This is a genomic window from Pseudomonas sp. CCI1.1 (assembly GCF_034348165.1).
Taxonomy (GTDB): domain Bacteria; phylum Pseudomonadota; class Gammaproteobacteria; order Pseudomonadales; family Pseudomonadaceae; genus Aquipseudomonas; species Aquipseudomonas paracarnis.
Genome location: NZ_CP133780.1, coordinates 3,330,261 through 3,348,332 on the forward strand (window position 1 = coordinate 3,330,261; position 18,072 = coordinate 3,348,332).

Annotated in this window: 12 protein-coding genes and 1 pseudogene; 4 read left to right on the forward strand and 9 right to left on the reverse strand. The window is 61.0% G+C overall.

What is annotated here, in order from left to right:
• The first annotated feature begins 19 nt into the window (after positions 1 to 19).
• Entirely contained in the window at positions 20 to 1,717 is a 1,698-nt protein-coding gene (gene nagE / locus RHM69_RS14950; protein WP_200600579.1) for an N-acetylglucosamine-specific PTS transporter subunit IIBC, read from the forward strand.
• Between the two features lie 115 nt (positions 1,718 to 1,832).
• Here nagE and RHM69_RS14955 read toward each other — a convergent pair whose 3' ends face one another.
• From RHM69_RS14955 to purL, 4 genes and pseudogenes are all read right to left on the reverse strand, one after another.
• Positions 1,833 to 2,027: a DUF6124 family protein gene (locus RHM69_RS14955; RefSeq protein ID WP_235986465.1), complete on the reverse strand. Its 195-nt coding sequence runs from the start codon at positions 2,025 to 2,027 to the stop codon at positions 1,833 to 1,835.
• Positions 2,028 to 2,113: 86 nt separating this feature from the next.
• Positions 2,114 to 2,381 (reverse strand): annotated as a pseudogene (locus tag RHM69_RS14960) (DUF6124 family protein).
• A gap of 475 nt (positions 2,382 to 2,856) precedes the next feature.
• Positions 2,857 to 3,168, reverse strand: a complete 312-nt coding sequence (locus tag RHM69_RS14965; RefSeq protein WP_014719796.1) for an NIF3 1 — start codon at positions 3,166 to 3,168, stop codon at positions 2,857 to 2,859.
• Between the two features lie 4 nt (positions 3,169 to 3,172).
• Positions 3,173 to 7,069, reverse strand: coding sequence for a phosphoribosylformylglycinamidine synthase (gene purL, locus RHM69_RS14970; protein ID WP_020301368.1), 3,897 nt, complete (start codon positions 7,067 to 7,069; stop codon positions 3,173 to 3,175).
• A 286-nt stretch (positions 7,070 to 7,355) separates the two neighbouring features.
• Here purL and mltF point away from each other — a divergent pair, with 286 nt between their 5' ends.
• The gene (mltF, locus tag RHM69_RS14975) at positions 7,356 to 8,816 is read left to right on the forward strand and encodes a membrane-bound lytic murein transglycosylase MltF (protein ID WP_014719798.1); all 1,461 of its coding nucleotides are present in this window, start codon (positions 7,356 to 7,358) and stop codon (positions 8,814 to 8,816) included.
• A gap of 136 nt (positions 8,817 to 8,952) precedes the next feature.
• Here the strand turns inward: mltF and RHM69_RS14980 are convergent, their stop codons facing one another.
• From RHM69_RS14980 to treP, 5 genes are all read right to left on the reverse strand, one after another.
• Positions 8,953 to 9,231, reverse strand: a complete 279-nt coding sequence (locus tag RHM69_RS14980) for a PTS transporter subunit EIIB (RefSeq protein WP_019817232.1) — start codon at positions 9,229 to 9,231, stop codon at positions 8,953 to 8,955.
• A gap of 2 nt (positions 9,232 to 9,233) precedes the next feature.
• Positions 9,234 to 11,768, reverse strand: coding sequence for a phosphoenolpyruvate--protein phosphotransferase (gene ptsP / locus RHM69_RS14985; protein ID WP_019817231.1), 2,535 nt, complete (start codon positions 11,766 to 11,768; stop codon positions 9,234 to 9,236).
• 172 nt (positions 11,769 to 11,940) lie between these two features.
• Entirely contained in the window at positions 11,941 to 13,161 is a 1,221-nt protein-coding gene (locus RHM69_RS14990) for a maltoporin (protein WP_019817230.1), read from the reverse strand.
• 165 nt (positions 13,162 to 13,326) lie between these two features.
• Entirely contained in the window at positions 13,327 to 14,973 is a 1,647-nt protein-coding gene (treC, locus tag RHM69_RS14995) for an alpha,alpha-phosphotrehalase (RefSeq protein WP_019817229.1), read from the reverse strand.
• Positions 14,974 to 15,095: 122 nt separating this feature from the next.
• Complete coding sequence (treP, locus tag RHM69_RS15000; RefSeq protein ID WP_014719803.1) at positions 15,096 to 16,538, reverse strand: PTS system trehalose-specific EIIBC component; 1,443 nt, start codon at positions 16,536 to 16,538, stop codon at positions 15,096 to 15,098.
• 254 nt (positions 16,539 to 16,792) lie between these two features.
• Between treP and treR the strand changes: the two genes are divergently transcribed.
• On the forward strand, positions 16,793 to 17,497 hold the full coding sequence (gene treR, locus RHM69_RS15005) for a trehalose operon repressor (protein WP_014719804.1): 705 nt from the start codon (positions 16,793 to 16,795) through the stop codon (positions 17,495 to 17,497).
• A gap of 129 nt (positions 17,498 to 17,626) precedes the next feature.
• The gene (locus RHM69_RS15010; protein WP_014719805.1) at positions 17,627 to 17,938 is read left to right on the forward strand and encodes a hypothetical protein; all 312 of its coding nucleotides are present in this window, start codon (positions 17,627 to 17,629) and stop codon (positions 17,936 to 17,938) included.
• Positions 17,939 to 18,072 lie beyond the last annotated feature (134 nt).

Here is an 18,072-nt window from a genome sequence, read left to right on the forward strand (position 1 = left end):
AAGAATAGGGAGACACGCCATGTACCAACACTTTATCGAAGGCCTGCAACGCCTGGGCCGCGCACTGATGCTGCCGATTGCGATCCTGCCAATCGCCGGCTTGCTGCTGCGCCTGGGCGACACCGACTTGCTCAACATCGCGGTGATGCACGATGCCGGGCAGGCGATCTTCGCCAACCTGGCGCTGATCTTCGCCATCGGCATTGCCGTGGGTTTTGCTCGCGACAACAACGGCACCGCCGGCCTGGCCGGGGCGATTGGCTACCTGGTGATGATCTCCACACTCAAGGTGATGGACACGTCCATCAACATGGGCATGCTCGCCGGTATCGCCAGCGGCCTGATGGCGGGCGCGCTGTATAACCGCTTCAAAGACATCAAGCTGCCGGAGTACCTGGCGTTCTTTGGCGGACGACGCTTTGTACCGATTGTCACCGGCTTTTCGGCGGTGGGCCTGGGCGTAATCTTTGGCCTGATCTGGCCGCCGATCCAGCACGGCATCAACAGCTTCGGCGTATTGCTGATGGAAAGCGGCAGTCTGGGTGCGTTCGTATTCGGCGTATTCAACCGCCTGCTGATCGTCACTGGTTTGCACCACATCCTCAACAATATGGCGTGGTTCGTGTTCGGCACGTTTACCGACCCGACAACCGGCGCGGTGGTGACCGGCGACCTGACCCGCTACTTCGCCGGCGACCCGAAAGGCGGCCAGTTCATGACCGGTATGTTCCCGGTGATGCTGTTCGGCCTGCCGGCGGCGTGCCTGGCGATGTACCGCAACGCGTTGCCGGAGCGGCGCAAGGTCATGGGCGGGATCTTCCTCTCGATGGCGCTGACCTCGTTCCTGACCGGGGTGACCGAGCCGATTGAATTCGCCTTCATGTTCCTCGCACCGTTCCTCTACTTGCTGCATGCGCTGCTGACCGGCCTGTCGATGGCCGTGACCAATATGCTGAATATCCACCTCGGCTTTACCTTCTCCGGTGGTTTTATCGACATGGTGCTGGGCTGGGGCAAGTCCACCAATGGCTGGCTGGTGGTACCGGTGGGCCTGGCCTACTCGGTGATCTACTACACGGTGTTCAGCTACTGCATCCGCCGCTTCAACCTGAAGACACCGGGGCGTGAAGATATCCAGGTGGTGCAGGCCGAAGCGATGAGTGACAACCAGCGTGCGACGGCTTATATCCAGGCGTTGGGTGGTGCGCAGAACCTGCTCAGTGTCGGCGCTTGCACTACGCGCCTGCGCTTGGACATGGTGGATCGCAACAAGGCGGTGGATGCTGAACTGAAAGCGCTGGGTGCCATGGCTGTCGTGCGCCCGGGTAACGGCGGCAGTTTGCAGGTGGTGGTTGGGCCGATGGCCGATAGCATTGCCGATGAGATTCGCTTGGCGATGCCGGGGTTTGTTGCCGCAACGCCTGTAGCGGTTGCGCCTGTGGATAAGCCGGTGGCGGTGAATGTACACGAGGCCGAAAAGTGGCTGAATGCCCTGGGTGGCCGAGAGAATGTGCGCCAACTGGAAGCGGTAGCGATGACCCGGTTGCGGGTGGAGTTGGGGGATGATTCGGTGCTGTCTGAAGCGGACCTCACTGCGCTGGGTTGCAAGGGTGTGAGCCAGCTGGATAGCGGGGTTTGGCACTTGTTGATTGGTGACAAGGCTTTAGATTTGGGTGAGGCTTTGGAGCGGTTGGTTACCCGCCCTATCAACGCCTGACCGATCGTTCCCACGCTCTGCGTGGGAATGCCGCCCCGGACGCTCTGCGTCCCGCCCTGCGCAAGGGTGACGCTGAGCGTCACAGGATGCATTCCCACGCGGAGCGTGGGAACGATCAGTTAGCCGTGGCTGCTGACACTTCGTGAAGATCCAGCACCCGATCCACCATCAACTGGATCCCTTCCACCATCCGATGAATCCCCAGCACTGCATCACGCAGGGAGCCGTCGACATCAAAAGCCAGTTGACCCGCCAGTGCCTGCACGGATGCCAGGTCTTGACCGATCGTTCCCACGCTCTGCGTGGGAATGCCGCCTCGGACGCTCTGCGTCCCGCCCTGCGCAAGGGTGACGCTGAGCGTCACAGGATGCATTCCCACGCGGAGCGTGGGAACGATCAGTTAGCCGTGGCTGCTGACACTTCGTGAAGATCCAGCACCCGATCCACCATCAACTGGATCCCTTCCACCATCCGATGAATCCCCAGCACTGCATCACGCAGGGGGCCGTCGACATCAAAAGCCAGTTGACCCGAGTGCCTGCACGGATGCCAGGTCTTGGGAGGCGTTGGCGAGCAGGGTTTCGCTGTTCAGGTTGGTTAGGATGGTGAAGATTTGGTCGGTGGGCTGGGAATCAGATGGGGGATTTGGGCTGTCTTTGATCATGGTAAACCTCTGGTGTGAAGTAAGAACTACCAGCATCACTTGCAGATGATGGGTGGCAGCTGTGTGCGGGCCTGCAAGACCGAGAATCACCAGCAAGTCTCGGTAGACCCGAAGGTCTCCCGCACACAGCTGCCATAAATGGCGACCATGAAAAAGCGCCGCAATTATAAAGGCGCTTGTGACTAACGGGTGAGGTTTCGGCGGGCTTGCAGTCCCGGTCGCTGAATTGGCAGCGACTGACGAAGGTTAGTGGTACCCGTTCCGAGGGACAACCTGAAAGGCTTGTCGGAAAGTTCTGAGGCGCCTGCACCGGCGCCATCGCAGGCAAGCCAGCTCCCACAGTGGGTTGATGCATGACAGGACAACACGATCAAACTGTGGGAGCCGGGCTTGCCCGCGATGAGGCCTTCACAGCCAACAAAAAACCCGCTGACCAAACTGGCCCAGCGGGTTTCTTGTTTATGCAGCCAGCCGATCAAAAATCCGCCAACTGCCACACCTCATACGCCGGTGTCTCATACGGGTGACTGAGTTTCAAAGCAGCCACGACAGCCGCAATCAACTCATCCGCCACCACCAGCTCAACCTTCCACTCTTCAACCACTTCAACCTGGCCGACCTGCCCGATAAACGGCTGGCTGCCGTCCAACGCGCGGAATTGGCCCTGGCCCAGCACTTGCCAGGCGCAGCTGTCGTAGTCGCCGATGCGCCCGCCGCCGGCTGCGAAGACGGCGGTTTTTACCGTCTCCACATGGCTGTCGGGTACGAAGAAGGCGAGCTTGTACACGGCCTTAGTTCACCCACACGCGAGCGTTGCGGAACATGCGCATCCAGGCGCCGTCTTCGTTCCACTCTTCCGGGCGCCACGAGTTTTGCACGGCGCGGAACACGCGCTCCGGGTGCGGCATCATGATGGTCACGCGGCCGTCGCGGCTGGTAAGGCCGGTGATCCCGCGCGGCGAGCCGTTCGGGTTGGCCGGGTAGCTCTCGGTGACCTTGCCGTGGTTGTCGACGAAACGCAGGGCCACGGTGCCGGACAGGTCGGCTTCAAGCAGCGCTTCTTCGCTGCTGAATTCGGCGTGGCCTTCACCGTGGGCGATGGCGATTGGCATACGCGAACCGGCCATGCCCTGCAGGAAGATCGAGTTGGACTCCTGCACCTGCACCATGGCGACACGGGCTTCGAACTGCTCGGAACGGTTACGCACAAAGTGCGGCCAGAACTCGCTGCCCGGGATCAGTTCGCTGAGGTTGGACATCATCTGGCAACCGTTGCACACACCCAGGGTGAAGCTGTCGTTGCGTTCGAAGAAGCCCTGGAACGCGTCGCGGGCACGGCTGTTGAACAGGGCCGACTTGGCCCAGCCTTCACCGGCACCCAGCACGTCGCCGTAGGAGAAACCACCGCAGGCCACCAGGCCTTTGAACTCATTGAGGTCAACGCGACCAGCGAGGATATCGCTCATGTGCACGTCGATCGCATTGAAGCCGGCGCGGTCGAACGCCGCCGCCATTTCCACCTGACCGTTGACGCCTTGCTCACGCAGTACGGCAACCTGTGGGCGAATGCCCTTCTTGATGTAAGGCGCTGCGATGTCCTGGTTGACGTCGAAGCTGAGCATGGTGCTCAGGCCCGGGTTGTCTTCTTCCAGGATCACGTCGAATTCCTGCTCGGCGCAGTCGGCGTTGTCGCGCAGACGCTGGATCTGATAGCTGGTCTCGGCCCACTGGCGTTGCAGCAAACGACGCTGACCGGTAAAGACCGTGTCGCCGTTGAAGGAGATATTGACTTCGCCGTTGTTGATCGGCTGGCCAATCACCGCCACGCACTCGGCCAGGCCAGCGGCGCTGAACTGCGCGAGCACGTCTGGGGTAGCGTCCTGGCGCACCTGGATCACCGCACCCAACTCTTCGTTGAACAGGATGCCGTTGATTTCGGCAGCATCCTCGGCAACGCTGTCGAGCACGATGTTCAAGCCGCAGTGACCGGCGAAGGCCATTTCGACAACGCTGGTCAGCAAACCACCGTCGGAACGGTCGTGGTAAGCCAACAGGTGGCCGTCGGCGTTCAGGCCCTGGATCACGGCGAAGAAGGCCTTGAGGTCTTCGGCGTCGTCGACGTCCGGGGCCTGCTTGCCGAGCTTGCCGTGGGTTTGCGCCAGGATCGAGGCGCCCATGCGGTTCTGGCCACGGCCCAGGTCGATCAGGATCAGGTCGGTGGTGCCCTTGTCCATGCGCAGTTGCGGGGTCAGGGTCTGGCGGATGTCGGTGACCGGCGCGAAACCGGTAACGATCAACGACAGCGGCGACGTGACGCTCTTGTCGGTGCCGTCTTCGTTCCAACGGGTGGCCATGGACATGGAGTCCTTGCCCACCGGAATGGTGATACCCAGTTCCGGGCACAGCTCCATGCCGACGGCTTTAACCGTGTCGTACAGGCGCGCATCTTCACCCGGGTGGCCGGCAGCGGACATCCAGTTGGCCGACAGTTTGATGTCGGACAGCTTGCCGATACGCGAGGCAGCGATGTTGGTGAGGGTTTCACCAATGGCCATGCGGCCCGACGCCGGAGCGTCCAGCAGGGCCAGCGGCGTGCGCTCGCCCATGGCCATGGCTTCACCGGTGTACACGTCGAAGCTGGTGGCGGTGACGGCAACGTCGGCCACCGGCACCTGCCATGGGCCGACCATTTGGTCACGGGCAACCAGGCCGGTGATGGTGCGGTCGCCGATGGTGATCAGGAAGCTTTTGCTCGCCACAGCCGGATGGTGCAGCACGCGTTCGATGCTGTTGGCCAGGTCCAGCGTGCTTGGGTCGAAATCATCGCCCAGTTCAGCTTCACGGTTGGCCGAACGGTGCATGCGCGGGGCCTTGCCCAGCAGCACTTCCAACGGCATGTCCACGGGGCTGTTGCCGAAGTGGCTGTCGGTGACGGTCAGTTGCGGCTCGGCAGTGGCTTCGCCGACCACGGCAAACGGGCAACGCTCGCGTTCGCAGATGGCCTGGAAGCGTGCGAAGTCTTCAGGACCGACGGCCAGTACGTAGCGTTCCTGGGATTCGTTACTCCAGATTTCGTGCGGGGCCATGCCCGGCTCGTCGTTTGGAATGTTGCGCAGCTCGAAACGGCCACCACGGTCGCCATCGTTGACCAGTTCCGGGAAGGCGTTGGACAAACCGCCAGCGCCGACGTCGTGGATGAAGCTGATCGGGTTCTTGTCACCCAACTGCCAGCAACGGTCGATGACTTCCTGGCAACGGCGTTCCATCTCAGGGTTTTCGCGCTGTACGGAAGCAAAGTCCAGATCTGCCGAGCTGGTGCCGGTGGCCATGGAAGAGGCCGCACCGCCGCCCAGGCCGATCAGCATCGCCGGGCCGCCGAGCACGATCAGCTTGGAGCCGACCAGAATCTCGCCTTTCTTGACGTGTTCTTCACGGATGTTGCCCATGCCGCCGGCCAACATGATCGGCTTGTGGTAGCCGCGCACTTCATCGCCACGCGGGGTGGTGATGGACTGCTCGAAGGTCCGGAAGTAACCGGTGAGCGCCGGGCGCCCGAATTCGTTGTTGAACGCGGCGCCGCCCAGCGGGCCTTCGATCATGATGTCCAGCGCGGTGACGATGCGCTCAGGCTTGCCGTACGGCACTTCCCACGGCTGTTCGAAGCCCGGGATCTGCAGGTTGGACACGGTGAAACCGGTGAGGCCCGCCTTGGGCTTGGCGCCACGGCCGGTGGCGCCTTCGTCACGGATTTCGCCACCTGAACCGGTGGCTGCACCCGGGAACGGGGCAATCGCGGTCGGGTGGTTGTGGGTTTCAACCTTCATCAGGATGTGCACCGGCTCCTGCACCGCGCCGTACTGGCGGGTTTCCGGATCCGGGAAGAAGCGACCGGCGACGGAGCCGACGATGACCGAGGCGTTGTCCTTATAAGCCGACAGAACGCCTTCGCTGTGCATCACGTAGGTATTCTTGATCATGCCGAACAGGCTTTTTTCCTGGCTTTGGCCGTCGATGTCCCAACTGGCGTTGAAGATCTTGTGACGGCAGTGCTCGGAGTTGGCCTGGGCGAACATCATCAGTTCGATGTCGTGGGGGTTGCGCTTCAAGCCGGTGAAGGCGTTGACCAGATAGTCGATCTCGTCTTCGGCCAGGGCCAGGCCCAGTTCGGTGTTGGCCTTCTCGAGGGCGGCGCGGCCACCGCCGAGCACGTCAATCGCGGTGAGCGGCTTGGGTTCGGCATGGCTGAACAGGCCGGCAGCCTGTTCCAGCTGGCCGACGATGATCTGGGTCATGCGGTCGTGCAGGCTGCTGGCGATCAGCTCGGCCTCGGCGTCGCTGAACTGCCCGGCGACGTAGAAGGCGATCCCACGCTCCAGGCGCTGGATTTTGTCCAGGCCGCAGTTGCGGGCGATGTCGCTGGCCTTGCTCGACCAGGGCGAGATGGTGCCGAACCGTGGCAGAACCAGGAACAAGCGGCCAGTCGGCTCTTGAACGGGAACGCTTGGGCCGTACTTCAGAAGGCGTGCCAGCACTTGCTGTTCGTCGGCGGTCAAGACGCCGGTTACGTCGGCGAAGTGAGCAAATTCAGCGTACAGGCCTGTAACAGCTGGAACCTTCTGGCTCAGTTGCTCAAGGAGTTTGCTGTGGCGAAAGGCAGAAAGGGCAGGAGCGCCGCGCAGGATCAACATCTTCGGGACAGCCTCGGGAAGGGGTGTGCTTTGAGGCCGTGCATTCTAGCGTAAACCTTCGCCAACGGCACCCGAAACGCTACCGGTGGCCGCCGCCGAACGTCAGTTGGCACGCTTTGCCTGCGATCACGGCGTGATGCAGGGCATTGGGCGCAGTTATTTTAACCGTCACAATCGCTCGCCAAGCCCCGTTTCTGCGGGCTGCAGCACAGTTTTACGCTGGCTAGCAGACAAGTGCGCCGCTGTCGAGATATGGCGCCGTGAGCCGTTTGCGTATACTGCGCAGATGTTCTTCCCAACTGTTTCGCGCCTGCGATGCGTCAAATGGCTCATCGCCACCTTGCTCTTCCTGATGCTCAGTGCCTGTGTTGATAAACCCAGCACACTGGAGCGAATCAAGGAGGATGGCGTATTGCGGGTGGTCACTCGCAACAGTCCCGCTACGTATTTCCAGGATCGCAACGGTGAGACCGGCTTCGAATACGAACTGGTCAAGCGCTTTGCCGACGACCTGGGGGTGAAGTTGGAAATCGAGACGGCCGACAACCTCGACGACCTGTTCAGCCGGCTGGGAAAACCCAATGGCCCGGTACTCGCCGCCGCCGGCCTGGTGAGCAGCGACCAGCGCCAGCAGCAGGTGCGCTTCTCCCACCCGTACCTTGAAGTCACCCCACAGATTATCTACCGCAACGGCCAATCGCGTCCCACCAATGCCGCCGACCTGGTGGGCAAGAAGATCATGGTGCTCAAGGGCAGCACCCACGCTGAACAACTGGCGGCGCTGAAAAAACAGAACCCGGCGATTGAATACGAAGAATCCGATGCCGTTGAGGTGGTGGATTTGCTGCGCATGGTCGACGAAGGGCAAATCGACCTGACCCTGGTGGACTCCAACGAAGTGGCCATGAACCAGGTGTACTTCCCCAACGTGCGCGTGGCCTTCGACCTCGGCAATGCCAGCAATCAAAGCTGGGCCGTGGCAGCAGGCGACGACAACAGCCTGCTCAACGAGATCAACAGTTACCTGGACAAGGTCGAGAAGAATGGCACCTTGCAACGCCTGAAGGACCGCTACTACGGGCACGTCGATGTACTCGGCTATGTCGGCGCCTATACCTTTGCCCAGCACCTGCAACAACGCCTGCCCAAGTATGAGAAACACTTTCGTGCGTATGCCAAGGCCGAGAAAGTCGATTGGCGGCTGCTGGCAGCCATTGGTTATCAGGAATCGCTGTGGCAACCCACGGTCACCTCCAAGACCGGCGTGCGCGGCCTGATGATGCTGACCCAGAACACCGCGCAAGCCATGGGCGTGTCCAACCGCCTGGACCCCAAGCAGAGCATCATGGGCGGCGCCAAGTACCTGGCCAGAATCAAGGATGAGCTGGACGACAAGATCGCCGAGCCCGACCGCACCTGGTTCGCCCTCGCCGCCTATAACGTGGGCACCGGCCACCTGGACGACGCACGCCTCCTGGCGAAAAAAGAAGGCCTGAACCCGAACAAGTGGCTGGACGTGAAGAAGATGCTGCCACGCCTGTCGCAGAAGCAGTGGTACAGCAAGACCCGCTACGGCTACGCCCGCGGCGGCGAGCCGGTGCATTTTGTGGCGAACATCCGGCGTTACTACGACATCCTCACCTGGGTGACCCAGCCGCAGCTGGAGGGTAACCAGGTGGTGGAAGGCAACCTGCATGTGCCGGGCGTGGACAAGACCAAGCCACCGCAAGACACCCCGCAACTCTGATCACGACAGCCCGCACACAGCAAATCTCTGTGGGAGCCGGGCTTGCCCGCGATGGCGGCCTGACAGTCAAGGTATTCGGCGCCTGACACACCGCTATCGCGGGCAAGCCCGGCTCCCACATTTGATCATCGTCGCCTTATAGGCTGGTGAGCAGGTGGAGCACGCCGCCCGGCAGTACCATCACGGCGGGTATACCCGCGGCCTTCAACGCCGACTCATCCAAACGCCCCGCCTCGCGCAATTGCACGCGCACCCGCGTGAGTGCCACGCGCTGCTGTGACGTGACGTTCCCCTCCCCGCCCAATGCACTCACCACATCGGCCGACAACAGGCTCGGCGTCGTCGGCGTGACCGTCTCGGCCACCAAATCAGGCGTCAGGGCTTTCCAGAACGCCCGCTGCAATTTCTCGAACATGCTCAGTGCTCCATGACAGGTGAGGTTTCAACGGTGGCCGCGTGGTACAGGCGCAGGGCCTCGCGCACTTGGTCGGCTTCTTCCAGGCCCAGCACTTGGCGGGCAATGATCTGGCAGTCGTGCAGGTCCAACTCGCGCACGGTGGCCTTGATGGTGGGGATCAGCGGCACGCTGACCGACAGCTCATCCACGCCCAGGCCGATCAACACCGGCACCGCCAGGGTTTCGGACGCCAGCGCACCACATACGCCCACCCACTTGCCGTGGGCATGGGCCGCCTTGACGGTCATGTCGATCAGCCGCAGCACCGCCGGATGAAAACTGTCGGCCTGGCTGGCCAGGCGCGGGTGATCGCGGTCCATGGCCAGGGTGTATTGGGTGAGGTCGTTGGTGCCGATGGAGAAGAAATCCACATGGGGCGCAAACACATCCGCCATCAACGCCGCACTCGGCACTTCGATCATGATGCCCAGCTTGGGGAGTTCACTCAGGCCAAGCGTCTGCGCTTCCTCATCAAGCATTTTGCGCGCCAGATGCAGCTCCGACAGCAGGCTGACCATCGGCAACATGATATGCAGCCGCGCCAAACCTGCACTGGCAAGAATCGCACGCAACTGTTCACGCAACAGTTCGGGACGTTCCAGGCACAGGCGGATCCCGCGCAGGCCAAGGAATGGGTTGGTCTCGCTTTCCATCGGTACATAGGCCAAGGGTTTATCGCCGCCCACATCCAGGGTACGCACCACCAGATTGCGCTCGGTGCCGAGGGCGCGGGCGATGGCGCTGTAGGTGTCGGCCTGCTCCTCTGCGCTCGGGGCACGGTTGCGTTCCAGGTAGAGGAACTCCGAACGCAGCAGCCCCACGCCTTCAGCGCCCAGGGTCAGTGACTGTTCCACTTCCTGCAATGAGGCGACGTTGGCTGTGACCTCGATGTGGTGACCGTCGCGGGTGACCGCCGCCTGTGAGGCCTGTGCCACTTCACGCTGCAGCCGTAGCTTTTGCTGTTGACGAACCGCCTGCAGTTGCTCGATTTCAGCCAGATTCGGCTCCAGCTGCAGCTCGCCTTTATCGGCATTGAGCAGTACCCGCTTGCCGTTGGCCAAGGCCAATACTTGACTGGGTACACCGCAAAGGGATGGCAGGCCGAGGGCCCGGGCGAGGATGGCCACGTGGCTGGTAGCCCCACCGGCGACCGTGACGAAGCCCAGCACTTTGCTGGTATCCAGGCCGGCGGTTTGTGAGGGGGTCAGTTGTTCGGCGACCAGAATGGCGCACTCCGGCAGCTCCATGGAACGCTCCGGCACCCCCAGGATCAACTTGAGCACGCGCTGGCCGACGTCGGCCAAATCCGCCGCACGCTCAGCCAGCAGCGTTTTACCCAAGCCTTCGAAGAGCCTGGCGGTCGCCACCGTGGCCGTATTCCAGGCAAAGGCCGCGCTCTTGCCTTCGGCCAGCAGGCTATGAGCTTGTTCAAGCAGGGTCGGGTCTTCGAGCAGTTCCTGGTGGGCGCGGAAAATCTCGGCCTGGGCGCTGCCGGCCGCCTTGGCCTGCAACGCTTGCAGCGCCTCGTTTGCCGCCCGCAGGCCACGGGCCAATGCGGTACGTTCGAAGGTTTCTCCCGCACCGGCTTCGGGAATGTCGAGCGTCGGTTCAGCCACCTGGACCACCTGGCCGAACGCCGAGCCCGGCGACGCACAGACGCCTCGCAACACGGACGCCGAAGACGCCGACGCAGCGGGCTTGCTGATTTTCTCGACGGCTACCGGCAGCGTCTCGCCACAGCCGTCGAGCAACAACGCCACCAGCGCCTGGATCGCCGCCTCGGCATCTTCCCCCGCCGCGCTCACTTGCACGCTGTCGCCCTGGGAGGTCTGCAGCGCCATGATCGCCACAAGCGACTTGGCATTCGCGCTCAGGGTTTGCTTGTGCAGAAATATGCTTGAACTGAACCCCTTCGCCGCCTGAGCAAACACCGCCGCAGGGCGGGCGTGCAAGCCGCTGGCGTTGGGCAGGGTTACTGGCTTGGAGAACAGCGCATTGCCCTCCTCCTCGTCCACCTCTGCGGGTATCTGCCCCGGTGAGACCTGCAACAGTGGCTGGCCGGACTCGACCAGCGCCTGACCGGCCACCAACGGCACAAACGGCTCGCCGCTTACAATGAGCATCAACGTCAGCAGGCTACGTGCATTGAGCGCCACATAGTCGGCATCGAATTCGATCAGCGGCTGCCCGGCCTCCACCCGCTGGCCCTCCTCGACCAGCCGGGTGAAGCCCTGGCCCGCCAGGTTCACCGTGTCCAGGCCAATATGCAGCAATATCTGCACACCGTTATCGGCGGTGACGCTGACGGCGTGGCCGCTGTCCTGAATGTTGCTGACCACCCCGGCCAACGGCGCGCAGAGGGTCTGCGAAGTGGGGTCGATGCACAGGCCATCGCCAATCACGCGGCCGGAAAATACCGGGTCGGGGACCTGATCCAGCGCCAGCAAAACCCCGGACAAGGGTGCCAGCAGTTCCAGGGGTTGAGATGTGGTCATGACTTCACCTGTTTGTGTTGTTCTTTAAAAATCATTGAGTCGATGCAAGGTTGAGGATGACGAAGATCAAAGGTGGGAGCGGGCTTGCTCGCGAAAAGCGGTGTATCAGGCGACACATTCATTGACTGACCTACTGCATTCGCGAGCAAGCCCGCTCCCACACAAGCGCGGATTACTTCCACCAATATTCGACCTGCACACCGACGTTCGACCCATGCCGCGCCGTGCCATAGGCGCCGGTGTCGGACAAAGCCGAGCCCGCCGCCAGCTCATTGGCCGCACGCTTGGCCGCTTTATTCCAGGACGCATAGGTGTAATACAGCCGTACTTCCGGCCGCGCCCAGAACTCAGGGCCTTTGGGCGACCAGGTCGGGGCGAAGGTAAATTTGCTCAATTTGCGCGTACCGCCGGTGGCCTCGACCTGATCGTGCCCCAGCTCAGTGACCAGTTTGAATTGCTCGCTGAGCGCATACGCCGGGCGTACACCCAGGGACATCCAGTTCTGATCCTGACGCCCAGGGCGCACATCTTTCTGGTACACCGCCTCGACTTGCCCGCCGAAACGCGGAGTCACTTGCCAATCAAAGAACTCCACGGCGCGGTAACTTTTGCTGCTTTTGTCCAACGTGGTATTGCCGGTGTAACCCAGGCCGGTGCCAGGGCCTTCGCCGTACTGCAGGGCAAACTTGTTCTTGCCTCCCAGGAAAGCCGCTTGTACATGCTGCGCCGTCAGCGCCCAGCCACTGTTGGTGTCACGCCCACCGGCCTTGGCGATGTAGCTCAAGCCAAGTTCCAGTTCGCCACCGGGGTTGGTCTTGAAACCTGCGACGTTGAAGTCGTGACGGGTGGCGTATTCCTTCTGGTACAGGTTGTCCTTGCGCGACAGGGCGTAGCTGTATTTCAAGCCGCCGATCAACACGTCCTCGATCCCACCACCGGTGGCGCTCTGGTTCCAGTAGTAGAAGTCGGAAATATGGATGTCGTTACGTTTGTAGTAACGCCGCCCGGCCCACAGCGAACCGCCATTGAGACTGGGCAGGTTGGACCATTGCGCATACATCTGCGGCATGCGCGCCGAGCCGTTGTTTTCACCCTGGAACTTCAGGGCGCGGTCGTACCGGTTGTAGAGGGACGCCATGGCATCGACGCTGAACACAGAACCGTCGTCGAGGGTCAGCAAATCCTGACGCAGTTCCAGCTCGGCGTACTGCTCGCATTCGTTACCCAGGCGGTATTTGGTTTGCGCACCCGGCAGTTGGAAACATTGCTGCTTGCCGCTGCCCGTTGACGTGCCCACGCCGCTGCGCAAATACCCGGCAAACTCCAGGGCTTGCGCGCCAAAAGGCACCGTGAGGCAGGAGGCAATAAGGCCCAGCTTTATTGTTGTTTTCATGAAACGCTCCTTTTATTTTTATTGTTTTTTCTTACTGTCTTGCATGACGCGATCCCTGTAGGAGCGAGCTTGCTCGCGAAAAACTTCCTGCCTCCACGCAACACCTGGAGGGGCGCGTTTTCGTTGACGATCTTCGCGAGCAAGCTCGCTCCTACAGGGGGTGTTTCAATCAGTCAGGTGCAGCACGAAGGATTCATAAGGACGTAACAGCACAGTGCTCGTGCGCAGGGGGCAGTCGGGGTAGTTGCTGATCAACAGGCGTTGCTCGCTCTCGGCGTTGATCACGCCTTCTGGCAGCTGGATCTCGCATGGCGATCCATAGAAGTTGTTGAGTACCAAAAGGCGCTCGCCGTGGCCTTCACGCAGGTACGCCCATACCTGGCGATGGTCTTGCAGCATCGGGCGGTAAACGCCTTGCTGTATCAGCGGTTCGCGACGGCGCAGATCGATCAGCCTGCGGTAGTGATGCAGCACCGAATCCGTGTCATCCACCTGGCTTGCGACGTTGATCTGCGCAGCATTCGCGGGAATGCCGATCCAGGGTTCACCGCGGCTGAACCCCGCGTTCGCTTCGGTGCTCCACTGCATGGGCGTACGCCCGTTATCGCGGGACTTCTGCATGATCGCCGCCATGCTCGAGGCTTCGGACTCTCCCGCGTCGCGCTTGAGCCGGAAGATGTTCAGGGTTTCCACATCGCGGTATTGCGAGATGCTGTCGAAGCCTGGATTGGTCATACCCAACTCTTCGCCCTGATACACATACGGCGTGCCCTGCAGAAAGTGCAGCGCCGTGGCGAGCATCTTGGCCGAGACCACGCGGTATTGGCCGTCGTCACCAAAGCGCGAGACCACCCGTGGCTGGTCGTGGTTACACCAGAACAACGCGTTCCAGCCGCCGCCGGCCTGCATGCCCATCTGCCAGTCGGAGAAAATCTGCTTGAGTTGCAGGAAGTCGAAGTCAGCCTTCACCCACTTTTGCAGGTTGGGGTAATCGACTTTCAGGTGGTGGAAGTTGAAGGTCATCGACAGTTCTTTAGACGCTGGATTCGAGTAGCGAATGCAGTGTTCCAGGCGGGTGGATGACATCTCGCCCACGTTGATAAGGTCATGGCCTTCAAAGACTTCACGGTGCATTTGCTGCAAGTATTGGTGCACGTTCGGGCCGTCGGTGTAGAAGCGGCGGCCGTCGCTGTTGTCCTCGGGGAAGTCGGCGGGCTTGGAGATCAGGTTGATCACATCCAGGCGGAAGCCGCCCACGCCTTTGTCGCGCCAGAAGCGCATCATCTTGAACACTTCGGCGCGCACCTGGGGGTTGTCCCAATTGAGGTCGGCCTGTGTATGGTCGAACAGATGCAGGTAGTACTGGCCAGTCTGCGCTTCGTACTCCCAGGCCGAGCCGCCGAACTTGGATTCCCAGTTGTTCGGCTGGTCGCGCCAGATGTAGAAGTCACGATAGGGATTGTCGAGGCTGCTGCGCGCCTGCTGGAACCATTCGTGTTCGATGGAGGTGTGGTTGACCACGATATCGAGCATCAGCTTGATACCACGCTTGGCGGCTTCGCTGATCAGCAGGTCGCAGTCGGCCATAGTGCCGTAGCTGGGGTCGATGGCGTAGTAGTCGCTGATGTCGTAGCCGTTGTCGCGCTGGGGCGAACGCAGGAACGGGGTGACCCACAGGCAATCCACGCCCAGCCATTTGAGGTAGTCGAGTTTGTCCACGATGCCCAACAGGTCACCGGTGGCGTTACCCGCGTGGCTGTGGAAGCTTTTGGGGTAGATCTGGTAGATCACCGAGTGTTGCCAGGTTTGCATGGTGGGTTCCTTCAGTAGAGTTGGGTGCTGGCCCTTCTGGCCTCATCGCAGGCAAGCCAGCTCCCACACTTGAATGTGTTCACAAATCACTGTGGGAGCTGGCTTGCCTGCGATAGCGATCTTCAGGCGACCCGATAACCAGGCCGAACGATCTTCATGCTCAACATGCACGTCAGCGCAAACGGCACGACCATCGCCACGACCATGCCGATCACGAACATCGGAATCGCGCTCGGCACGATCGAGATAAACCCGGGCAACCCACCGACGCCGATGGCCGAGGCCTGCACCTTGTTCAACGACAGAAAAATGCTGCCCAGCGCCGAGCCCAGCAGCGCGGCATAGAACGGAAATTTGAAGCGCAGGTTCACGCCGAACATCGCCGGCTCCGTGATGCCGAAGTAAGCGGAAATCGCCGAGGTCGAGGCCATGCTTTTGTCCCGCGCGTTGCGGGTCATGTAGAACACCCCGAGGGCGGCGCTGCCCTGGGCCAGGTTGGACATGACGATCATCGGCCAGATAAAGGTGCCGCCCTGAGTGGAGATCAACTGCAGGTCGACGGCGAGGAACATGTGGTGCATGCCGGTGATCACCAGCGGCGCATAGAGCAGGCCGAAAATCGCGCCGCCGATCATCGGGGCGATCTCGAACAGGGTCACCAAACCTTCGGTGATCAGGATGCCAAGGTGACGGGTCACCGGGCCGATAATCGCCAGGGCCAGCACGCCGGTGACGACGATAGTGGTGATCGGCACCACCAGCAGTTGAATGGCATTCGGCACCCGCGCCCGCAGCCACTTTTCGATCACGCTCATGACAAAGGCCGCCATCAGGATCGGCAGGATCTGCCCCTGGTAACCGACTTTCTCGATCTGGAACCAGCCGAAGATATCGAAGTACGGCAGGCTCTGGCCGTCGAGGCCGGCAACCGCCTTGCCGTAGTTCCAGGCGTTGAGCAGGTCCGGGTGCACCAGCATCAGGCCCAGCACGATGCCGAGGATTTCACTGCCGCCGAACCGCTTGGCCGCCGACCAGCCCACCAGTGCCGGTAGGAACACGAAGGAGGTGTTGGCCATCAGGTTGATCAGGCTCCACAGACCATCCAGGTTCGGGTAGGCCTCCAGCAGCGTCTTGCCTTCGATGAACATGCCCTTGGCGCCCATCAGGTTGTTCACGCCCATCAACAGGCCGGCAATGATCAGCGCGGGCAGGATCGGCATGAACACATCGGAGAACACCCGCACCAGACGCTGCATGGGGTTGGTCTTGTCGCCGCCGGCTTTCTTGACGTCGGCAATGGTCGACGCGGCCAGGCCGGTCAGCTCGCGCAGGGCGGCGTAGACCTTTTCCACTTCGCCGGGGCCGATCACCACCTGGAACAGGCCACCGGTAAAGAACGAGCCCTTGACCAGATCGACCTGGTTCAGGGCACTGCTGTTGACCAGGCTGGGGTCCTTGAGCGCCAGGCGCAGGCGGGTCACGCAATGGGCGGCCTGCTCAAGGTTTTCGCGGCCCCCGAGGTTGTCGAGAATCTCGCGGGCAATCGTTGAATAGTCGTGGCTCATGCTCGTTTTCCACTGTGATTGTTTTTATGGGTGGCAGTCGTTGGCAGCACGCCGAGGAGGGAAAAGTACTCGTCTGTACGAGTTAAATCAACAACTCGTCTGTACGAGTTACACTTTTGTTTATGCCTGCGAGCTTTCTGTCAGATTTTTCCCCGGCTCGCACCGCTGTCCAATGGACAAACCCCACCTCTGCCACTATGGTTCCTGCCTTGAACGCGCAGTCCACCTTCATAACGCCGGGCAAGAGCCATCCCATGAGCAAATACAACCAGATCTATACGGATCTGCTTGCCAGCATCACCACCGAGCGCCTGCAACGCGGTACGCGCCTTCCCTCCGAAACCGAACTGATGGACGCCTACCAGGCCAGCCGTGGCACCGTACGGCGCGCCATCGAGCAGTTGCAGGAACGTGGCTTTGCGCAAAAGATCCACGGCAAGGGCACCTTTGTGTTATCGCCCAACCCGATCGAGTTCCAACTGGGCGGCATCGTCAGCTTCCACGAAACCCACGCCGACCTGGGCGATGACGTACGTACTGACGTCGTCGAGTTCACCCAATTCCCGCTGGAAGGTTCTCTGCTACAACACATCGAAGCCGAGCCGGGCACACTGATCACCCGCATCAAACGGGTACGCCGTATCGGCGGCAAGCGGGTGATTCTCGACATCAACCACTTCGTCGCCGACCTGCTCCCCGGCCTGGACCGCTCGATTGCCGAGCAGTCCATCTACGCGTTTATAGAGCAAACGCTGGAGCTGCAGATCAGCTATGCACAGCGCACCATCGAAGCCCTGCCGCGCAGCAAGGACGACCAGGCGCATCTGGATCTGGATGGGCAAAGCCATGTGATTGTGGTGAGTAACCAGACGTTCTTGCAGGATGGAACGCAGTTCGAGTACACCGAGTCGCGGCATACGTTGGATAAGTTTTATTTTTCGGATATAGCGCGGCGGTAAGCGTAAGCCGTGAAACCCACTGACACCACGAAAAATACCCTTCACGAAAAACCTTCTTCGTAGTGACTGCATTAACTGTTGCGCAGACGCCGTACACATTATTCGAGTCAAACCAAGGGAGAGAATACGATGTTCAGGAAGAGCCTGGTGTCGAGTATGTACGCGTTGCTATTGATCGGCTGCACCGGCAGAGGCTTTCAACCACCGCCGCCGGAATTTACCAATTGGAAGAAGATCGGGGTGTCTGAAGAGGACGTCAAACACGCCATGACCGCATGCGGCTATACCAACCTGATAGGGACGGGCGACAGAACCCCGATTGACCAGGTGCTCACGCGGTTTTATTGCATGAAAGACGCAGGTTTCAAGCGCACAGATAACATTGACCTTTGCAAGGAAGGCCGCATCGGCGAATCACCCGTTTGCGAAGGCCGCCGGTAATCCGTCAGCGAAAAGACACAAGGTACTTGGCGATGCACAAGGCTGCCAGAATTTGCCAGACCCAAAAAGCCAAAAGCCCGCAATTACGCGGGCTCCAGGGTATTTCTTTCTAGTGGGGGCCCGGCAATGCCGGA